Source organism: Rhodococcus sp. P4_B6 (genome assembly GCF_056402215.1).
In genome coordinates, this window is the sequence record NZ_JBFUHV010000056.1 from 1 (window position 1) to 21208 (window position 21208).

9 protein-coding genes and 5 pseudogenes are annotated in these 21208 nt (G+C 62.7%); 4 read left to right on the forward strand and 10 right to left on the reverse strand.

The annotated features are described in order from the left end of the window. The first annotated feature begins 841 nt into the window (after positions 1–841). Positions 842–2018: pseudogene (locus AC1DWT_RS24790) on the forward strand (IS256 family transposase). 2042 nt (positions 2019–4060) lie between these two features. Here AC1DWT_RS24790 and AC1DWT_RS24795 read toward each other — a convergent pair. The 3 genes from AC1DWT_RS24795 to AC1DWT_RS24805 form a co-directional block, all read right to left on the reverse strand. After that, complete coding sequence (locus AC1DWT_RS24795) at positions 4061–4288, reverse strand: hypothetical protein (RefSeq protein WP_005262432.1); 228 nt, start codon at positions 4286–4288, stop codon at positions 4061–4063. 3241 nt (positions 4289–7529) lie between these two features. After that, entirely contained in the window at positions 7530–7841 is a 312-nt protein-coding gene (locus tag AC1DWT_RS24800) for an ester cyclase (RefSeq protein WP_477922595.1), read from the reverse strand. Positions 7842–8965: 1124 nt separating this feature from the next. Beyond that, complete coding sequence (locus tag AC1DWT_RS24805) at positions 8966–9088, reverse strand: hypothetical protein (RefSeq protein ID WP_477922622.1); 123 nt, start codon at positions 9086–9088, stop codon at positions 8966–8968. A 3-nt stretch (positions 9089–9091) separates the two neighbouring features. Between AC1DWT_RS24805 and AC1DWT_RS24810 the strand changes: the two genes are divergently transcribed. Beyond that, positions 9092–10645, forward strand: coding sequence for a hypothetical protein (locus AC1DWT_RS24810; protein WP_477922619.1), 1554 nt, complete (start codon positions 9092–9094; stop codon positions 10643–10645). Then, entirely contained in the window at positions 10645–11442 is a 798-nt protein-coding gene (locus AC1DWT_RS24815; protein ID WP_477922597.1) for a hypothetical protein, read from the forward strand. The genes AC1DWT_RS24810 and AC1DWT_RS24815 overlap by 1 nt, the downstream gene beginning before the upstream one ends. Before the next feature lie 684 nt (positions 11443–12126). On the opposite strand, the gene AC1DWT_RS24820 is transcribed toward AC1DWT_RS24815, so the two are convergent. Together AC1DWT_RS24820 and AC1DWT_RS24825 are read right to left on the reverse strand one after the other, a co-directional pair. Further along, the gene (locus AC1DWT_RS24820; protein WP_477922599.1) at positions 12127–12519 is read right to left on the reverse strand and encodes a hypothetical protein; all 393 of its coding nucleotides are present in this window, start codon (positions 12517–12519) and stop codon (positions 12127–12129) included. Between the two features lie 740 nt (positions 12520–13259). Beyond that, positions 13260–13484, reverse strand: a complete 225-nt coding sequence (locus tag AC1DWT_RS24825) for a hypothetical protein (protein WP_477922601.1) — start codon at positions 13482–13484, stop codon at positions 13260–13262. 433 nt (positions 13485–13917) lie between these two features. On the opposite strand from AC1DWT_RS24825, the gene AC1DWT_RS24830 reads away from it, so the two are divergent. After that, the gene (locus tag AC1DWT_RS24830) at positions 13918–15324 is read left to right on the forward strand and encodes a DUF2252 domain-containing protein (protein ID WP_477922603.1); all 1407 of its coding nucleotides are present in this window, start codon (positions 13918–13920) and stop codon (positions 15322–15324) included. Between the two features lie 435 nt (positions 15325–15759). Here AC1DWT_RS24830 and AC1DWT_RS24835 read toward each other — a convergent pair whose 3' ends face one another. The 5 genes and pseudogenes from AC1DWT_RS24835 to AC1DWT_RS24855 all read right to left on the reverse strand — a co-directional run. Further along, positions 15760–16833, reverse strand: a complete 1074-nt coding sequence (locus AC1DWT_RS24835) for an alpha/beta hydrolase fold domain-containing protein (RefSeq protein WP_477922605.1) — start codon at positions 16831–16833, stop codon at positions 15760–15762. Positions 16834–16838: 5 nt separating this feature from the next. Beyond that, a pseudogene (locus tag AC1DWT_RS24840) lies at positions 16839–17683 on the reverse strand (SDR family oxidoreductase). Between the two features lie 720 nt (positions 17684–18403). Next, positions 18404–18538, reverse strand: a pseudogene (locus AC1DWT_RS24845) (IS30 family transposase); the annotation flags it as partial. A 155-nt stretch (positions 18539–18693) separates the two neighbouring features. Then, positions 18694–19708, reverse strand: a pseudogene (locus AC1DWT_RS24850) (IS110 family RNA-guided transposase); the annotation flags it as partial. A 249-nt stretch (positions 19709–19957) separates the two neighbouring features. Continuing rightward, positions 19958–20985 (reverse strand): annotated as a pseudogene (locus AC1DWT_RS24855) (IS30 family transposase); the annotation flags it as partial. Between the last annotated feature and the right edge of the window lie 223 nt (positions 20986–21208).

Consider the following 21208-nt stretch of genomic DNA (forward strand, 5'->3'; position numbering starts at 1 on the left):
GTGATGCACGGTGCATCACCCACGACCGCCTTCGTCGAATGTGTCGCTGACTAACCGAATGCTGTCCATCTGGCCGGGGCTTTCTGGAGTGCTCAGTACACCTTCCCCGCCCGGTCCTGGGTAAGATCTGGCGATCAGGTTGTGGATCGCGGTCTAATTCGTTTCTGTCCCGAACGCTCGGACTGAGCGCCAACCATCATGACGCGGCGACCCGCCTCGCCTGTCGTAATCCAACAGACGAGGCGAAATTTCTAATACTGCGTGCAAACGTCTCATGATCCGTCGAGCGGTGCAGCACCCTGGCGCACGGGTCAGTCTTCCCGCTAGACCAATCCGACGGGAAGTTGGGTGATCCCTTAGTCAACGTCCCGGCCATCTCCGCCTGATCACCCCCGACCTCGTCTGATCAATCCATCGGGGTGATGCACGGTGCATCACCCCGATGCGGTGGGCTCCAGGGCTTGAGAACACAAATCCGAGGGCTCGAAGCGAATTCCAGTCGACTCGCCCGGCCGTCGCACATCCAGCGCCGTCAACCGCTAGTCCAGGATCGCCGGATGGCAATCGAACATGACTGAGGCCGTTGATTCTTCTAGCGATTTGGCCGGGTACCGGTCGGCTTATGCATCCACTCATCGGTTGAAAGTTCGGCTCGGGAGTGCCAGCCGCCGCGTCTCGACGCCACCGCAAAACGCCGGGTAGGTCATGGGACGAAACGTTTACGGGTGCACGTGACTTGGGTCAAGACGGCGGTCTGTGTCCGCCACCGCGCTCGTCGGCCGCAGACTGATCGGTTCCGCGTCTGACCGGCCTGTCGTAGCCAGGTGCATGGGCCTACGATATCGACCTGCAGCAGATCCGGACGGACCAACTTGCCGGCGCAACCCCCGACCTGCTGCACTAGCTACTGACGGTTCACCCACACCCTGATGAGGCCGACGCACGGTGCGGCGCCGACTACGGAACAACGCTCCGACGAGCGCGGCAACGGCCGGAACGGCTACCGGCACCGCGGCTTCGACACCGTCGACGTGGCGATCCTCAAGCTGCGATCCGGTTCGTACTTCCCGGAGCATCTGGTTGCTGCGGCGCCGCAAGAGCGCCGAAAGGCACAGGCCACCGTGATTGTCACTTGCTACCTGCTCGGCGTCTCCACCCGGCGGACGGAGCGGCTCGTCTACCCGTTGGGCATCAGCTCGCTGTCGAAGTCGCAGGTATCGGTCATGGCCGAGGACCTCGACGCCCAGGTCGAGGCGTTCCGCAGCCAGCCACTCGATGCCGGGCCTTACACGTTTGTCGCTGCCGACGCACTGGTGCTCAAGGTGCGGGAGAACGGGCGGGTGGTCAACGTGCAAGCGCTGGTCGTGGATGGGACCTGGTCCGAGGACGGGGCCGGGGGCTGGAATTTTTCCGGTCCCTGGTCGCCCGCGGCTTGTCTCGGGGTGCGATTGGTGACCTCCGACGCGCACGCCGTGCCGGTGGTTGCGATCGGCGATACCCTTCCGAGTGCCTTGTGACCGAGGTGCCGCACCCCCATTACTTCGACGAACCTCATGGCGGTGACCCGAGAAGGCGTCGCGGCCTTGGGTGAAGATGATGCTGCACTCGGTCTACGACCAATCGGCGCCGATTCCGTTCATGCCTAATATGATCGAATCATTGGCGCTTCCGCCGAGAAGCTGCCGAAGGTCGCCGATCACCTCGACGCCGCCCGGCCGGACCTGTTGGCACGTTCACCGCATTCCTCGAGCAGATCTGGACGAACAATCCGCAGGAGGACCTCCATAAGGAAATCCGCCGGACAACCGATGTGGTTGGAGTCTTCCCCGACCGCACCGCCCGGATTCGGCTCGTCGGAGCGGTCCTCGCCGAACAACACGACGAGTGGATCGAAGGGCGCCGCTATCTCAGCCTGAACGCGCTGGCCCGCTCCCGCAGCGACAATTCCCACCGACAGCACCAGCGAGTCCACCGAGGAGGTGACACCGGCCTTGACTGCCTTGCTCACCAACGAGTAGGCACACAACGACCTTCGTACACCACGCCCCGGGACTTGACCCGGTGAGACGAACGATGGACCAAGGACACGACTAGACACTGCAATACAAACCGGCCACCGGCCCGGCGACTGGTTGCGCCGGGCGCCAAGCTCTAACGCGCAGTGCAGAAGTGGGCCCATGCATCTGGACTGCAAAATCACGCTCGGCCTCAGCGATCGCCATTCGCTGAGGGGCCATGACGCCCTAAACCATCGCCTACGCAGCGCACGTACCTGCACCCAGAACCCTTTCGCGAATTGGCTGCCCCAGAACCGGCCATTGGCTTCTGCCTAAGTCGATCATCAGTGGTCAGGTATGCGCATCAGCCTTTCGACGCTCAAGCAGCTTCGACGTTAGGGCTTGTTTGCACCGCTCACGGTGCCCAGGAGTCGCCACGACGTGATCACGGCAACCGAGACGCGCGTCGCGGTCAGCAATGCGCTGACGGGCTTCCTGGGCCGCTTTTTGGGCCATCTCAGATGGTGAGGGGCGGGACCAATCGATCTGAGTCAACCGCCACCGGAGGTATCCAACAGGCCTCTCGATATGTTGCGGCCAAATCCAGCCCCGCTGTTGGGTATCGCGCGTGAGCTCAGCGGCGATGTCACGCCCGCACCAGCGATTCCAATCAACGCCGGCACTCGCAAGGACTTCGCAGATTGCCCCAATGTGCCCAGCCGATTCGAATGCTGGTGCATGAACGACCAGCTCTGCGGCTGTGCGCTGCAGGGCGATCGGTCGAGGTTGCTGTGCCAGGGCCTTCGGATGCTTAGATTGCTGGCCCGCGCGCGCTCGCGCGCGTTTTGGTGATAACTCTCTAACAAGAGATAACAACTTAAATCCCCTGGAAGGGGATAGGGGGCCACGAGCGAGCAATTGGGGATAACTCGAGCGAGCCACATTCTTTGAGCGTTGGACCTTCTTGGAGAGCTTTTTCCCCGCGCGTCCAGCGGCTATGACCAGGGATTTCGGTGATGTCAGCGCCCAAACTGACGCCGCACGACGTTGAATCCGCCCGTGATGAGATTCAGCAGCATACGATTCGTCAGCTCTCAGGTACCTCCCTCGTACCATCTCGCGGGCGACAGAAAGTGTCTGAAGTGCCCTTCTCGCGCGTTTTACAACTGACACGCTGACTCCGCTGCGGTGGGCGATCGTATCCCGCGCGGCGCATACGCGCCGGCCCGTTGACCGCTCTGCGAACGAGGCCATGGTCACGGCCACGGCGAAGACAAACTCTGTGCTCACCTTGAATCGCCGGCAAACGTCACGTCCGGTAGTGGAGTTCAACACATTGCGGACCTGGAGCTGCCAGGCAGTTCGCCCGGTCCATGCTGGTGTTGAGGCTTGTCGGCCGGGATCGACGGGTAACGACCAGGACCGGCCACGCTGCTCGCTCTCTGCGTTGAGTCGCTCGATTTCATTGACCCGCTCGACAGCGGCCGAGACGAGAGCGTCCCATTCTGGGTCGTTGGTCGTAGAAACCTCGCCAACAGGGGTGATCTGAACAGCGTCGACGGAAAATGCGGCCGCTTGAGCCGCAGAATTGGGGTGCATGACGCGCCTTTCACGCGCCCTTAACCAGGTTGTTGCCGTGAGTCGCTGGCATCACCAGCAGGACATGGCTTACCCTGACAAGAGCGCACGGTATCGACACGACTGCTCGCGGGACTGCCAATCACAGGAGCGGTCGTGTTGGAACGGCCAAATATGGGCGGTGGGTCTCATCCGGAAACGGTGGGACCCACCGACGTTTTCGCTAGTGGAATCGACACCCCCTCACGGCATGCGTAAACGCCGGAAGGGCCGGCGACATGAGGTCTGCGTACACGGAAGTGTCACGTTGACGCTGAGATGAGACGTCGCGAACACCAATATCACGTCGTGTCGCGTGCGCACGACGAATCGCGCGTCCTATACTCATAGAAGGCAGACCTCCTCCCTTGCGTGGCGGTTTGTACGACGAGCGGAACCCCCGGAGCTGGCGAGCGAAGGGGGGTTTCGCCTTTTCTGGGCTCTGTTCAGCCCGTCATCGGCAACTCTTCCTGTCTGGCTTGCGCTGGAATCGCTGGCTCGTTCTCGAGTGCCAGCTGAACAAGCGCGATCATCCGATCGGTGATTGTCTTGACACGACCATCGTCAACCGGTGCGAGAATCCGGTCGGCGATCTCCGCGGGGAACTCAACCCCGATATGGCGAACGGCGACGTCGCGGGCTGGGCGCCCGCCCCGACTTTTCCGAGTTGTCATGCCTTAAATCCTGCTCTTTGGGTTTAACTAAACCGCGCAGCGACACGCCGGGTTAAATAAAACTCGAAAATGACGCGTTGGAGCCTCCTCCAGGCGTGAATCTGGCTCTGAATCGTATGCGATCGACACTCTGCCTAGCGGAGAAATATCTGATCAAATCTCGCGATGCGGCCGAAGGCGATCACACCACCCGAGAAACGTCACGTGATGAATGAAAATCTGTGTGGTACAGCAATTTACGCACACTTGCACCGCGTCGCCGGCAACAAGGGATTGGAAGAAAATCACGCACTGTCCATCGCGAATGCCACCCGCGCTCCCCGTAAGGCCAATCTCTGATCTCGCCATTTCCGCAGATCGGACCTCCTTTTAGGACTTTCGATGCACTCCCTATCGGCGTGCTAGCGAGATGTGGCGAAACCCATTTGTTCGAGCCGCGGAACCGTTGGAAACGAATCACCGCCTCATCCGCCAAGGCATCTTCGCAGGAGTTGAATTTTGCGGTGCCATCGAAAGGAGTCACCCCCACCACCCTCAATCCGATGGGTGACACCGACACTCCGATTGGCCTTCGGGTGGCGCGCTACGCAGCCTTCACGTGGGACGAAGTAGTACAAACGCGCGCAACGAACGCCGCAACTCGGCCGAGAATCCTTGCCGACCTTTCGAACGATGACAGCCATGGCCATCTCCTAGTCGTCATGATCGGCGCGGGTCCGACTCTCGATCTGCTTGAGTCTCGGGCTGAGCGGCCCGTGACTACCACCGGGACGGCTGCCATTCGGACGGCCTCGATGTTGAACGTGCGCGATGCCTCGTGTTCGATACCGTTGAGCTCCTCGACGAGGATTGGACTCGGCGAGAAGGGTGGTTGGGCGCGTCTGACAAAGAAACGAGCAGTTGCGCCGCGTCCACTGGCGACTAGGCATACATGCCCAGTACAAGTGCGATGCTGGCGATTCAGCCTTCCGCCAAAGTATCCAGACGAAGGACGGGGAATTGACGCGGACAAGATCGCATTCACACAACCGGCGGCGATTAGCAAGACATACAGTCTGGCGGCGAAGGACGTTGTCGTGATTGTCCGTGCCGGCCGACTATCGCTGCGGGGCAGTAGCGCCGCTAGCTGACGGAAAGATTAGCAATGGTGGTTGGACCGTGCGGTTGGTGACGCTGCAAAGACGTGAGTGCGGCGTCCGAGCCGGTTGGGGAGCCCTAGATTCTTTCACAGTGCCCCGACTCGCGAGACTTCGTCCACGTACGGATCTCGAAGACCTACTTCTGCCGAAGATAGTGACGCCGACCTTTCCGATGGCGGACACCCCTATAGCCATATGTTGGTGGATCGATATTGGTCTCAGTGGGGGATGGATGGTGATGTACGGTGCATCACCCGGAGGTCAGGTGGTGGTGATGCACCGTGCATCACCGGTTGGGTATGGCACCCCGCCTCGCCAGGCACTGAGGCTTTCCGCCGTCACAGCCGCACGCGGTTTGCAACCTGTGCCATCTACGCGGTGATGCACCGTGCATCATCTGTGCGGCGTGGATCCCGTTTTGCCTGGGGGCGTTGATTCGATGTTGCGTCGCGCCACGTTCTGGGCTGTCGGATCCGCATTCTCGGTTTGGGGTGGTTTATGGCTGCGGTGATGCACGGTGCATCACCGAGCTAGGTCCTTCCTCAGGGGCGTTGCGGACCTGCGACCCCGATGTGATGGATAGGTGAGTTGCCGCTGATTTCGCGAGGGGCGCGATGACCATATTGACGGAGCAGGGACTGCGAGGCCGCTGAACAGGCCTAGTCGGACTGATATACCTCAGCGTGTGGGCTCGACTTCCTGGTACTTCCACCTCCTGGTCATCCCAATTGATCTGCGCGATGCTCGACTTTCGGCTCGATCGGCGCTGTGACGTAGGGCGATAGCAGGACTTGTTGTCGGTCAACACCGCTCGCGCCTCGCAACGAAGGGCGCCGAAGAACGCTCACCCCGTTCCCGGGGAGTGGAGGCGGCGGCCATGCCTTCGTCATAGTGCTCGTCCGAGTACGTCAGCCAGGAATGGGCGTCGAACGCGCGGTCTAGGAATTCGTGGGCCAGTCCCCGAGTCCTGTTGGGGCGGTTGTCGATGATCCCGTAGCTACGCGCGGCCGCTGGAAATGCGACCGATGGAGGGGAAACCCGATGCCTGACCGGCGTATGGCATCCGCGACACCCGATACCGGCGCGAGACCGCGTCGAGGTGTATTGAACCAGATGCGGGGGGCCGCCAATGCGTTGGGAAATGTTCTTAGGCAAGACAATCGGCCCAGCGCCGCCTCGCCGGATCGACCGGGCGCCAATCGACCGCGAAGGCAAGTGGGCGTCGGCGTGTTTCCGCAAGCGCATCGAGTACTTCGGCGGTGTGCGCGAACCACACAAATGCAGAGATCTACGCCTACTCGCGGGGTCCTTCGCCACCTACCCAAGACAGCCATCGGGTGATGCGCGGTGCATCACCCGGAAGTCGCGTGATGCACCGTGCATCACCCGAAGCCAATCCGGTTGGTTTGAGAGAGATTCGGTCTGGATCCAATACTTTCCTCTTCATAGATAGACCACGGTCGAGGCTAGAGTAAAAGGTTGCCGAGGTGGACTGTGACAATCGCCGGGGTCTTCGTGGCAAACCGCAGTCGGAGCGACTACCTCTAGTCTCTGCCAGTGGGGGCCCGGGCAGGTCAGGTTCAAAACAAAAGGGAGATCCACGCGTCCGTCAAGTCACCGATTGTATATGATCGACCGAGGCTGAGGCACCGAGGTGGCGGCGCTAAGAGCGGCGTAAACACCTCTTCTGCAATCGAATTCGGCGTAACAGTAACTTCGGGACGCGCCTGCCGATTGTCGTGAGGCRCAGCGCCGCAAGCCAGTATAGGTTGGCGAGAGTTCACTGCACCGGAGATGGATGGGCTCGTTTGACGCCACCACGTCGCATCGGGGCCAGATCGAGCCGCCTCAAGTTCCGAACCACGCGGAACCCCGCCGGAGCTGGCGGACGGCGGGGCCGCGACACCGGCAGTCGAGGATCGGTCAAGCAGCGCGAACCATACTGGCTGAACAGGATTCAGCTCAGGCGTTGCGACATCAGCGGCCTGCACATCGGATCAGCCGGTGCAAAACCGATCGTATGATGGCGACGGTGTCGATTCCAAGAGTGTGACGCACGCCACATACATTTTCTCGTCGGCGTTCACGACGTGTCCAGGAAGCTAACGGCGGCGTGCGAGGCCAGCTATACGCGTTTTGGCGTTGAAGACGCCGTTCATGGCGCGATCCGCAATCGATCCGTCGGTCGGTAGCAGCTTGATCTGGCGGGCGAACTTCATTTGGTCGTAGCGCACAGTGGTGGTGACGATGACGAAGTAGTCGAATCCCTCGAAGTCGATTCGCCGTCCGGTAGCGGCGATGCCGACGAAGGTGCCGACGTGCCGTCCGGTCAGGTGCCAGTGGACCAAGACGTCGTTGCCGGACTCGGCGATCGAGATGAGCTCGAAGGCAAAGTCGGTGACGGCGGCGAACACCTAAATTTAATTGAAGTAGGCGGCGATCTCGGCGCTCCCATGAGATGTTCCGGTTGGGAAGTGCACGGTGGAGCGTGCCGTCCAGAATTTGCGTAGGCTGTCGACGTCCTGGGCATTGATGCGGTCGAAAGTCCACTGGACGAGTTGTGCGGTGGAGGCGTCTTTCGGTGGAGCGATGGGGTCGAGGTAGAGCTGCGATCGGGCATTGCTACTCCCTGCACGTTGACCTGCAAACGTTGGCGAGCCTCACGCGGGATTTCTTCAGTCAAAGCTAACGTCGCACGCGCCAATCGTCGACTACTCGGGCACGATGCCAACGCCGTCGGAGACGAGACACGGGGGTTTGTCAACACCCGTTCGCTAAGGACATCTCCCAGTCTGCTGTCGACAACTCCAGTCGAGAGAGTCAACATCAGCGAACCCTCAATCAACCTGCGCCTGAGTCATATCGGGCAGCGCCCACGTCCACCTGATGATTGGAATCGTCACGATGTCCGGGGGCGGGCGGAGCACAAGAGCGCTTGCGCGCAACTTTGCAGGAATATCTGCGCGCAAATAGGTGAGCATGTGCCTATACTTCCTATAGGCACCACACGATCTGCTGATCGTCGAATTCGAGGTACGAAGCTCATTGGACGGCGCGCTGATGGTCAGCCACCCCGAGGAGAAAGGAACCTTCGATGCCGAACTCCCGCGGACTGGGAAGTCGCTCAGACCGGTCGCGGGGCCGAGCGCCCGCTTCTGAAGCGTCCGCGTTTTCGGCCGTATCAAGTCAGGATTCCGCGTCTCATGACGCTGCGAAGAGGCCTCCAGCTGGCGCGATGTTGGAGCCGAAGAAGGGGCCAGAGAAGGAACCCTTGAACACGCGCGTGCTGGCGAGCACATCCCGCCGCCTCGGATGGTTCACAAATGAGTACGGATACTCGGTGACGAATGTTGTCGACGTTGCGTTGCAAGAGTTTTTCGCGCGCAACGGAGTTCCCGATGTCGACTCAAACGGCGAGGTTGTCGACTAGATGGACCGCGGAGGGCGATCGATGGCAGGCGAGGACCAATACGCGCTATTCGAATTCGATGACACAACAGCTGACATCACGGCGGATGAGATCGCCGCTGAATCGGAATCAGACGACTCGCAGGATGTTGTCGAAGAAGTCTCGACGCCAGAACCACCACAGTCTCACCACGACGTGGGCAGCCCGCCGGTATGGGAGACGCTGCCCGCAGGAGAAGAAGCCGATGGCCATGCGTTGATCGTGACCGCCGCCGGGACCTACACACCGTCCGGGCGGGAGTTGACCGGTCCCGTCGACTCCGTCGAGAAGCTGGACAAACTGATCCGCTGGGCCTCGCTGACCCCGTTGGGCGCCCCCGCCCAGATCTGGATCGTCGGACAGGCCGCATGCGAACTGCTCGGGTGGATCATCGACCCGGGCAGCGAAGACGACGTCGACGACATGGAAGCCCTCCGCAACCGCGCCGCCCAAGAGCTGACCGCCGTCCTCCACGCCACCCTCACCCCACTACTGAATGCAGGGTGGGAACTCCGCGGCGAGCCCGGGCACGTGGTGCACCTGTCCCGCTCGATCGGGAACTTCACCTCCATGGTCGATGTGGTGATCGAACCATACGTGTGGACCTACTGGAACAAGGACTTCGGTTGGCACAACCGCGTCGGCGACATGGGCATCCTCGGCTCACCCACCGCCGGAACGTATCTCCCGGACAACGACCTCCCGGCAGCTCGTGAACTCGGCCGGCGACTGGCCTGGTGCGCCAAGCACCTCGGGGTGCTCCCGGGACCAACGCCCGCGCGCACCGGCGCCGCCCTCGTCGACAAAATCAAGCGTGAACGCACCCGCAGCGGCAAAGGCATCGTCGTCACCACACCTGGTTCGGTCCCACCCCTCGACGGCCCGCCACGGGGAGACCTCGAACCCGCTGTCGGCTGGACACGCCTCCCGGAGGCCGATGACCTCAACAACGCCCACCGGTTGGTCTCGATCGACCAACGCGCCGCCTACCTCGCCTCCGCGGGCATGCTCGAATTTGGCTACGGACAGCCCAAACACCTAGCTGGTGACAATGCCACGGCCGCGGCGGTAGGGGAGAAGGGTGCACCGTTCGGGCTGTGGCGGATCACCCTGCCTGCCGGACAGGCGCTTTCGCTTCCCGAGAAGCTACCCCTGCCGCACCCCCACATGCTCCCCGACCAACCGGTGCAGACCTGGGTATCCACGGTCAGCCTCGACGGACTGTGCTCACCAGTGGCAGACGGAGGAATCGGCGCCGAACGGGGTGACTTCGACATCACCGAGGCCTGGGTCTACCCACAACAGGGCCGCGCCCTCGACAAGTGGGCCAAAATCCTGCGCGAGGCCCGCAAGGCCGCGGTGGACACCGACGACGACGCGACGAAGCGGTTCCTAGGCACCTGCTACAAGGGCTACATCGGGCGAATGGTCAACCCGGACATGTGGACTGCGAAGCAGATGCAACATCACCACCAACCTTTGTGGCGTGCGTCGATCATCGCGCACTGCCGCTGGCGCGGCCGCCGCGTCGCGATGCGGATCGCCCGCGAGCACGGCCGCTGGCCGGTCCGCACCGTCACCGACTCCTGGGTGTACCTCCTTGCCGATGGCGAGGACATCGCCGACGCAAGCGAGGCGCTAGGGAAGATGTCGGTCGAAAAGGACGTGGTCCTCACCGACACCCTCCTGTCCGCCTTCACGTCGGCAGAAGACGTTCACGACGTAAACCTCGCGATCAAGGCGGCATTCGCCGAGGAAGAAGACGACTGATGGCCCTGCACCTTCCGAAGCCGCGCACCAAAAAGCCGGCACAGGAGGCGGTCGGCCTCGACGGCCTCAAGGTCTCCGTCGCCAACGCCGCGACCAGCGGTGTCGAAAAATCAAAACAGGTCAAAAGTGGGGGACTGGCCGGACTGACCAGCAAGGTCTCCGTCAAGCAGCTGCGCAAGGAACTCGGCAACGAGGGCCTGCGGCAGGCGGCGATCGATGCCGGCCGCACACCGCCGTCGGCGCGCACGTTGCGCCGGTGGGCGCAACAAGGCCGCATCCCACACGCCGACGTCCTCGAGCGAGCCCAGCGCCGTGCCGCGATCGAACGCCTCGGCGGTGTCGAGGCCGTGGCCGCCAAGATCGGTCGGTCCCGCTCCGCCGTCTCGCGGTACAGGTCCGGTGAAACGAACGAGTTGCGGGCGGACGCCAGCAAGAAGCTCAAGAACGTCAAGGCCGAGGACATCATGAAACGCGCCGGCGTGCTGCGGCCGGACGGAACCCCGAAGAAGGCCGTCATCCGCGTCAGGGGTGGCGTCATGGTCCGCAACGGCGCCGACGAGGGCTACGACTACCGGGTCCGCACCCTCGATTTCGCGAACTCCGACACCCCGTTCACCACTGAGGAGTCCCGCGAACTCGCCGCCGCGTTGGCCAACGACGATCACGCCCGGGTCGTCGCGCTGCTCGAACGGCACGCCACACTCGACTACCCCGAGAACAAGGGCTTCGACACGTACAGCGACCAGTTCGGATTCCACTTCGACCACATCGACTCCGTCCACATCGACTGGATCTGACCCAGGCCTGGCGAACGGGGGATGTGACGCTTCCGCGAGTCAGATCACGGAAGAGCTGCTATCAGAGCTAGYGTTTCTTGCATTGGTGCGGGATTTGGTCGGTCTGGCGGAACGCAGAGAAGGGCTGGCCAAGTCATCTAGTTTCAGGTCACCGCGACGGTACTGTGCCAACAGCCCGGTGATGTCGCCATCGGGTTGCAGTCGCCGAAGCTGGTGCCACGGCCCGCTGGGCGGCACTGCGCGTGCAGATGACCGCCACCGACCACCTCAACACGGAACCGGAATGGCCCGCACCATCACTTACAAGCTCGTACAGGTCAATTCAGGGTACGACGATCTGCTCGCGAGGAAGAACATCCGCGGAGTGATCGTGCACGAGCACTGATTTACCCACGGGTGTTCCACCCACGACGTCCGGAAACCCCGTGGGGAGTGTCACGCGAGTGAGGCCGGGCCCGGATAGGGAACGACGAGGAAACGTCGACGGTCGCAGGTGGCGCATGCCGGCAGGGTTCTGAAGAGTGCGCGCGGCGCGATCCCGTGTTCGACCCAGTCGACGAGTGCGGCAAGCCCTTTGCGAAGCCGGAGCTGACCGACGGGATCTGGCCCCCGACACCCGTCGGCCATCCCCAGACCAGGACGCCGGCGAACCGTTTCACGTGGGATAGTGCGCAGTGTTGACGCTCAGTGTGGACAGCGACTGCTGCTTGCAGCAGCCGGAAAGGTGCGGTCGATCCAGCGCCTGGGTGCACCGATTGACTCGAAGTAGTTCCGCCCTAGGTGTGGGACTTCTTCCGAGAAGTGCAGTGTGAGAGTCGCATCGCCGGTCGGGTTCGACAGCTTGGTGTAGCAGGATCCGCCGTTGTCGCAGAGGCAGTCCTCGTAGATGACGTGCATCCCGAGTCCCCATTGCGGATCGGTCAATGCGGCCACCAACTTCCCGTGGTCCTTCGGGACGGAGGGATCGAATTCGAACCAGAACCGGGTGGTGTCGGCGCCGCTCGAGTACGCGTAAGTGAGGTGGGCCGAGCTGAACTCTGTGAAGATTCCAATTCTTCGAAGGATCTTCGATTCCATCTCAATGCGTGGGCCTGGCCGCGTTCGGGGCGAGGGGAGGTCGGTCGAGTATGCGCGCTCGGCCGACGTCAACTCCTTGTGATTCCACAGCGGTGTTCCGTGTCCCTCCAACTGGCGGGAGTATGCCTTCCTTTCAGCGTTCCAGTCGGTTCCAGCAGAACCACGAACTATCAGGCGCGCAGTGGATTCGACGAGACCAAGTTGAAGGTCACGACCGTTCACGCCGAGGATGCGGATTCCGAGTCCCGACGACAGGCCGCCGCGATGGAAGTCGAACGGGAGGCAGAGTTCGAGAAAGCGTGCACTGACGCGGCCGTCCTCAAGGTCTCCGTCGAGGAATACGATCGGTACACAGTCTTCGCTCAACCTGATGCGCTTGACGTGCAGGGGATGGGCCGAGTGTTCGTGAATATTCGCGAGGCTGCGGAACACCAAGGACTCAAGTCGCTGCTGAGCTGGATCCGGCGAGGACAGAAGCGCCGGCGAGGGTGGTCTCGTCCGAGAAGCAAGATGCTGATGGGATTCGCCGGTGAACGTCTGAAAATCGAATGTAGACATCGTCGTCAACCAGTTTCCGCGTCTCTCACCTCAACGCGCTCTGTTCGACGTGGCCATAGTTCGATTTGCAGGCAAAACGCTTGTCTTCATCCGAGGGCCACGGTGAGTGTCGCGTCACGGAAAAGGTGAACCAAGCAACCGGAGCAGATAGTAACAACCGCTCCCGGCTACGGCAACCGACCTCAGAAGATCAATTTCCACAGCGACAGCGGCCTGCCCGCGTCTTCCGCGGCCCGAATGCGTGCGTCGATCGCGGCGGAATCTTCGCCGGCACGAAGGACTGAGCGCATCGCCTCGGCGATAGCATGGCTCCGGCCTGGCATGCCACGCACATCCGCTGACGGCGAGTTCAGGCTTCGACGGCGCACGTACTCGATGCGGTTGGTTGCGTTCGTGCCGAGGCGCATGTGCCCGGGGTTGGTGCACGCCGCGTAGTCGCACTGATGGCAGACCGTGACGTCGTTGGTAGCCGTTCAACCGAGCCGCGTGATGACTCCGTCCGACGACGGCAGCAATTGGGCCCGGACAGCCGCGAACTAATCTAGGACAGCGCAGAGGGCTGACGAAGTGATATGGGGAGGGGCGGGCGACGTACGAGAACTGTCGGGCGACACCCGCTCCGCCCCGCACCGGCCGTCAGGGATGAAGTGCCCCGGCAACCGGGTGGACGGCTAGCGACCGTTCGCCGCGAGTGTTAGGTACCCGTCGATATGCTGCACGCATCCTTACTGCTCACAGCGAAGAGACGGTGATCGAGTTGTCTGATGCGCAACGTGGCCAACCGGACAAGCCGCACGTCGTGGTGGTCGGCGCGATCCTCGACGTCGGCGCGCAGTAACCGTGGACGCGCACATCGTGTTGCCGACCATCGACGGGCAGTCGTTCGCGTCGTTGCGCCGCCGGGCCACGCCGAGGGCGGAGCGGTTCGCACTCGGCAAACGCCTGCGCAAGCAGACACCGCGGTCCGCGCTCGGCGAGTGGCGCGCACCGGACGATCGCCCCGATGTGGTGGATCAGATCGGTGTGTCGCACCAGGGTCGGGTGGAATCGCTCATACCGGTCAGGGTGGGGCGGATGGCGGCCTCGCCGTACGGTTTTCTGCGCGGCACCGCGATCGTGATGGCCCAGGACCTCGCCGGGCTGCCGGCGACCGGAATCCAGCCGGTGATATGCGGGGACGCGCATCTGGGCAACTTCGGGTTCTACGCCTCRCCGGAGCGCGACCTGGTGCTGGATCTGAACGACTTCGACGAGGCGCATCCCGGCGGCTGGGAATGGGACCTGCGCCGWTTGACTGCGAGCATCTGGGTGGCGGGCCGGCAGAACTCGGCGACCGAGGGGCAGTGCGAGAGTGCAGTGCAGTCCTGCGTCGCCACCTATCGCGAGCATGTGCGCTGGCTCGCGGAACAACCATTGCTGGCGCGCTCGTTCGAGCGACTCGACCTCGACCGGCTGCASRCGACGGCGTCGGACGAGTCKCTGCGCCACGAGATCACCCGCGCCGCGGAGCGGGCTCGGCGCCGYGTCAGCGACCGGGCGCTGCCCCGATTCACCGAGCAGGACGAAACCGGCCGGCGCATCGTGGAGGAGCCGCCGCTGATCACCCGGGTGTCCGAGGCGGAGGCCGAGMATCTCGCCGCCGGGCTCGACGAATACCTCACCACGCTGCCCAGCCAYTGGGCACGRCTGCTCAGTGGYTACACCGTCGTCGACGTCGCGCACAAAGTGGTCGGCGTGGGCAGCGTCGGAYTGCGTGCCTACGTCGTGCTGTGCGAAGGGAGCAGTGCCGAYGACGTGCTGTTCCTGCAGCTCAAGCAGGCGCGTCGATCCGTCGTGGCGCGCTTCGTACACGGCGAGTCCGCCTGGCACGACCACCAGGGCCGGCGCGTGGTCGAGTACCAGCAGGCCCTGCAGACCGTCAGCGATCCGTTGCTCGGCTGGACCACGGTGGAGGGCCGGCAGTACTACGTGCGGCAGTTCCGGAAGATGAAGGGCACGGTCCCGATCGACAACCTGAGCGCGGCAGCGCTGACCGACTACGCCGGCATCTGCGGGCGCCTGCTAGCGAAGGGCCACGCGCGGACCAGTGGTGCGTCGATGATCGGCGGCTACGTCGGAAAGTCGGACACGCTCGACGTCGCACTGAGCCGGTTCGCGCACGCCTACGCGGATCAGACCGAACGCGACCACGCGACTTTGGTCGACGCGGTGAAGCGGGGGAAGTTGCCGTGTGAGCCGCCGACGTGAATCGGTGTGTATTTGTTCGCCATCTCCCAACGCACCGCCGCCGGACACGGCGAACACAAATGATCAAGCTGGGCTTCACTTCCCGGACGCAGATCGCGGCTTGGGTTGTTGAACACCGACTACATCGACCCCGGGAAACGTAGTCCCCCAACAACTCTACCTACCAGGCCCCACCAACCGACCAACACCATTACGCGGTCACCTTCGGTGCCCGGCACGGGCATCTGGGAAAGTTCCCATGCACTAGGGAAACTCGGTAATGTTAGTTGACATAAGATTGGGTGTTTGCCCTTTTACTAGGGCGAGTTAAAACTATATGCAACAACAGGTTTCAGTTCATGACTGCACGCGCTGGCGGCCCTGGCCACGTTGTCGACAGATCGAGCAGGCCTGTGCGAGACACCGAACTGTGATGGTCAGCGCGAACCCGCGGCGTCATCCAGTTACGAGTCCGATTTGTTTGTAGACCTGGTGTTGTACGGCAACTGATTCCGGGGTGGCGAAGAGACCGCCCATGGCCCAGTCGTGGATTGCGCCATCACGGAGCACGAAGGTGAAGGTGTGACCGGGCGTTGATTCGGCCTGCTGTCGTAGTCGAAGGACATCGGCAGCAAAAAGCTCTCGGTTCCCGCAGTAGATGGTGGTGGGCGGTAGCCCCGTCATGGATCCGTAGAGGGGACTCACCAGCGGGTCTGTGAGTGCGAGGGTTCCCGCCCACTGCTGCCCGGCGGTGCGCAGACTCGTCGACCGCAGGACCGGATCGTCGATCGCATTGATCGCTGGGTTGGTCATCGTGGCATCGAGCCACGGCGAGATGAGAACCATGCTCCTGGGAGTTGCTCGTCCCGTCTCCACCAAGATCTGCGCTGCGGCCAGCGCCATCGCGCCGCCGGCGGAATCGCCGTAGACAGCAATGTTGTCGTCGCCGTGCTGGCGGACCTGCATTGTGAGGAAGTCCGCGAGCGCCGGAATCACTGTCGCGGCGCGGCCCTGCGGTGTCGAGGCGAGCGGATAGATGGGTATTACGACCGCACAGCGGTTTCGCCGGGCAATTTCTGCGTAGGCTGCCCAGTGATTGACGGTGGGCTCGACGACGTAGGCCCCACCATGCAGCGCCACCACCCTACTGTTGTGTTGTCGCTCGTCTTTTGACGTCAGTACATAGACCGGCCAGCCCTGAAAGATGTCGCGGTGGACGTGCACACCCGCCATCAGCCATGACGGTGGATGCGGGGACGCTATCAACGGCGTGATCTGAGTGCTGAAATCGACTCCGAGAACGTCAGTCACAGCAGTGACCCCGCGCAGCACCGCCGCCGCTCTCCTGGCCGCACGCGAAGGTGTCCCGATGAAGGCCGGATGCGATGCGACATCGACAACCGATTCCCTCAGCGCCAGGACCAGCGGAGCAGCCCGATCGGTGGTGCGTCGACGTGTGGCGCAGCCTATTACCGTGCCGATCGTCACCGTCACACCACCCGCGAGCACCACGGCGCCGATTTTTGCCATGATCGTCAGGAAGGCTTGCGGGCGATAGACAGCTTGTCTCGCAGCGTGACCGAGCCGGACACGCCACCATCGCAGGGGATATCGATTCCCGTCAAATACGACGCCTTTCCGGTTGAGCAGAACGCCAAGAGTTCGGCCACCTCGTCGGCGCGGCCGAATCGTTTCACCGCGGCATATCGCAACATCGCCGCGGTTCCCTTCTGCTCCTCCAACTTGCCCATATCGGTGTCGATCGAACCCGGTGACACCGACAGAATCCGAGCACCACGTTCACCGAACCGAACCGCCTGCGTGGCGCAATACCACTGCAYGAAGCTCTTGCTGATGGATTACGACAACCCGGGGCGCATCGAGCTCCCCGCAATCCTGCACGCCGACATCATCTTCGTGACGAAAACCTCGTCGTCGTCGAGCGCACGATGAAAACGCTCTTGGGGATCACAATTCGGGGAACCAAGTACGCCGCCATGGATGCGACGTTGACGCTGACGAACCCCTCCTGGGCGTGCGGCAAGAACGCCTCGTTGACATTGACGGTGCCCACCGCGTTGATCTTCATGATCAGTTCCGCTGAGCCCATACTCGGGCTCACCCCCGCCGTGTGGATCAACGACACCACCGTCCCCAGCGAGGTCGCGCTCTGGATCAACCCAGCCACCGAGTCCCGGTCCGTGATGTCACACCGCACCACGACCGCATCGATAGCATCCCCGCGCAACGCATCGATCGCCGTGCTCAGGCGCTCCGCGCTCACGTCGCAGATCACGACAGGGTGCTCACGCACAACGATCTTCGCCGTAGCCAGCCCGATACCACCGGCCCCGCCGGTGATGACCGATACATCTGTCATCGAGGAACTACCGCGCCTACCGCCTGCCACTCAGTCGGAACCCATCCAACTGGAATGATATCCAGACACCTGTCCAATTGCCAACCCGATGCAGMTTCCTCACGCCCCAGACCTCCAACCGCGGGCCTCTCGAGTCCGACGCTCCCACATCTCTGGAGAGGCGAATCCCGTCCCCCACCTACTCTCTGACGAGCGACGCCGATCGCTGGCTACAGCTCTCTGATCTGCACATATCTACTCGTCCTGCATCAACACGTCTCGTTACCAGCACAAAAAAGATGGTTTGCCGGCATATTTGGCGCACAACATTGCCAAGGCGATCGCTGCGGAGCGCGGGCTGATCACTCGATTAGCGAGCCGCAGACCGGGCAGGGCGGAGTGTTGTCCTGCAGAACCTGATCGCAGTCCCTGCATCGGAAGGCAGGGGGTTGCTCGACCGGCGGCTGCGCCTTCGGCCGGCTGCGGTCTTGAGCTGGCGGTCGTGTGATCGGCACACCTGCCAGATCTCTTCGGGCTGATCAGCTAATTGGATCCGCACAGTGTGCGTCGCCTCGTCTTGGCACTCGTCCATCTCGCACGGGACAAGTTCTGCGGTCATGGGGACCATTATCGCCCGTGGATGCGGCCCGAAAGGGGAGCCGCGTCAGATTCCAAGTTGGTGGCCGTTCGAGTGAGGGAGCGTTTCGAGTGTCCCGTAAGAGGATCGGCGGATTCTGGCGGTCATCGCAACAGCAGTCGTTCCATCTCTTCGATGGGTGTGCGAAATTCTAGCCGTTTCCGGGGGCGCTCATTGAGTTGCCGTGAGACCCACTCCAGGTCTGCTTTCGAGTGCACACTCAGGTCCGAACCTTTGGGTGCCTCTGTGTTTGTCAAGCGGCTGGGTGGGGCGTCGTAGAATCGCAATTGGCGGGCTTGGGAAGTGACTTGTCCGAAGAACTGGTGGTCGGGGTTGAGCCAGTCGCGCTGGATTGCAGAGTCGCCCCCGAGTGTCCACCCAGGCTCGCCTCTCGGCGGCGTTCGTCGGCAATCATGACCCGCCAGACGTGGTCGGCGAGTCGTCGCTTGAGGCAGCGCTTCGCTTCGCGCGGTGTCTTGCCCTCGGCGATTTTCGACTTGTAGTAGAGGTTTCCCCGGCTGCCAGACATTCGGATCTGAGTGATGGCCGCCGTGTGTAACGCGGCATTCAGTTGACGATCCCCGGTGCGTGAGAGCCGATGGCGCGTCTTGTCGGCGCTGGCCACTTCGATCGGGGCGACCCCGACGTAGTTCGCGTAGGCAGCCGAGCTCGGGAATCGACTGGGACGTCCGGTCCTCGCGATGAGCCGGCCGGCGATGACGGGACCGATACCGACAGTGTCGGTGAGCGTGCTTCCAGACTTCTCGACCAGCTCAGCGATGGCTTTCGTGCTGGCCTTCAGACGCGTGTCCAAGGATCGAATCTCGGCGACGAGATCGACTGCCACGGCTTTACGGACCCGCTCCACCTCGGCGCTCGGACGGATGCTGCGCAGCAGCGCCGCCGCAGTTGCAGCGGATAGGTCGGTGGGTGCGCCACCGGCGAGCAGTGCCCGCAGTAGCGCGTGCAACTGGTTGACCGCACGGACCCTGGCCTGGGACAGGTTGACGTTCGTCGAGCACGGCAAGTGCGTCGGCGGCACCTTCAGCAGCAACGGGTCGGGCATCGCCTTGCAATGCCGCCACGCAGGCTGCGGCTGCGGCGTCGATGCGGTCATTCTCGCGGCCACCGCCGCGAGAGAGTTGCCTGACCCGGGCAGTGGCCGTGGAAGGGACGTCGACGACGTCCTCACCGCGCGCAATCAGCCAAGAGGTCAGGTGCCGGCCGAGGCCTTCAGCATTCTCGATCGCCCACCGTCGTTGCGGCCACCGCGCCGCCCATGTCAGCATCCGCCGGTACTCCCGCAAACTTGCGTCGATGCGGATCGACGCGACTTCCCGATTCGTGCCGGGTTCAACAGCGGTGGCCGTGTGGGTGGTTTTATGTGGATCGATACCTATCAGCATCATCGTGGGCGGGTCCCTTTCTGTGACGTCGACGGGAGATCCGCGGCTGACAACCCGACTTCGAGAAACCGCTCACCAGTGCCTCGTTGTCACGCCTCTGTTGAGTCAAGCCGCGAACGGACGCCGACCGGGACGACACACCCAAAGGGAGCCAGCATTCGGCAGGAAGTACTCGAGTCAGCCCGCCCCGGCGTCCTACGGCCACGCTACGGGCAGCAAACCCGACCACGACACCGTTCATCACATACAAGTCGGGAAGTACTGGCGGAGAATGCCGTTCGTATTCTCGTTGGTCCCGCGCTGCCAGGGCGCGTGTGGATCACAGAAGTAGATGTCGATCCCGGTGGCCGCGCTGACGCTCTTCCAGTCCCGCATCTCCGAACCCTGGTCCCACGTCAGGGTTTGGCGCAGGCTCGTGGGCAGCGTCTCGAGCTGTTCGGTCAACGCGGGCGCGGTCTGCTCGGGCTTGGATCCGTCGGGCAGATGAACGAGCATGACGGTGCCGGTCGAACGTTCGACGAGTGTGCCGATCGCGCTCAGATTCCGTTTACCGACAATGAGATCACCCTCCCAATGTCCCGGTACTGCACGGTCTTTCACGTCTTTGGGGCGGTCCGCAATGTTGGCCATGTCGGGGATCCGATTCTTGCGCTGGCCGGCCTTCCGACTGGGTCGGCGCAGCCCACGTCCGGTCCGCAACGATCGGGTGAGGGTGTGTGTTCGAGTCCGCCGCGGGAGGGTTGGTAGAGCGATTGGTAGATGGTCTCGGTGCTCACCCGCATCTGTGGATCGTCGGGGAAATCGAGTCGGAGGCGGCCCGCGATCTGCTCGGGTGAATGGCACTCGGTCAGGGATTTCTCGACCGTCTCGCGCAGCGACGGATTGGTCGCGAGCTTGGACGGCTTGGGCCGCGAGGCCCGATGGTAGGCGGCTGCGTGAGCCGATCTGGCTCGGTACCGCCCGGACGGCTCACGATTGCGGGCGATCTCGCGTGAGATCGTCGACGGACTCCGGTTCCGGGCTTTCGCGATGTCACGAAGCGTGTGACCTGCGGCGATGCCGATGGCGATCTCTTCCCGTTCCGCGAACGTCAAACACCGGCCCTCGAGGTTGCGGCCACGCCGGGGACGCACCCCACCACAGGCCGCAAGCCACCGAGCACCCTGTTTGCGATACGAGCCGGTCGCCTCGGCCGCGCCCGTGATGAACTCACCCGCCGCCATCCCCGACCAGAACGTCTGAAAGATCTCCGGAACCATCCGATGAGAATATTTCACCATGTGCAACACCCTTTGATCAGTGGTGTTGCGATCACCGCACGAACCCAAGGATCGCGAGCGGGACGCTCGGCGCGCGTATGGACAATCGACTGGACGGGCTGCCTTTCATCATGACCACAGCGGGCAACTGGCCCGTCCCTGACGCCAATCGGGGAATCTATCGCACCGACTATCTCGTTTTGCGGCGGTGATCTCGCGTCGCCTATGGAATGCCTTCTCAACC

Coding starts and splice junctions, on each gene's coding strand:
- AC1DWT_RS24795 (WP_005262432.1), bottom strand. CDS start 4,288: ATGACAACTCGGAAAAGTCGGGGCGGGCGCCCAGCCCGCGACGTCGCC.
- AC1DWT_RS24805 (WP_477922622.1), bottom strand. CDS start 9,088: ATGGCCATCGGCTTCTTCTCCTGCGGGCAGCGTCTCCCATACCGGCGG.
- AC1DWT_RS24815 (WP_477922597.1), top strand. CDS start 10,645: ATGGCCCTGCACCTTCCGAAGCCGCGCACCAAAAAGCCGGCACAGGAG.
- AC1DWT_RS24820 (WP_477922599.1), bottom strand. CDS start 12,519: ATGGAATCGAAGATCCTTCGAAGAATTGGAATCTTCACAGAGTTCAGC.
- AC1DWT_RS24825 (WP_477922601.1), bottom strand. CDS start 13,484: ATGCGCCTCGGCACGAACGCAACCAACCGCATCGAGTACGTGCGCCGT.
- AC1DWT_RS24835 (WP_477922605.1), bottom strand. CDS start 16,833: ATGGCAAAAATCGGCGCCGTGGTGCTCGCGGGTGGTGTGACGGTGACG.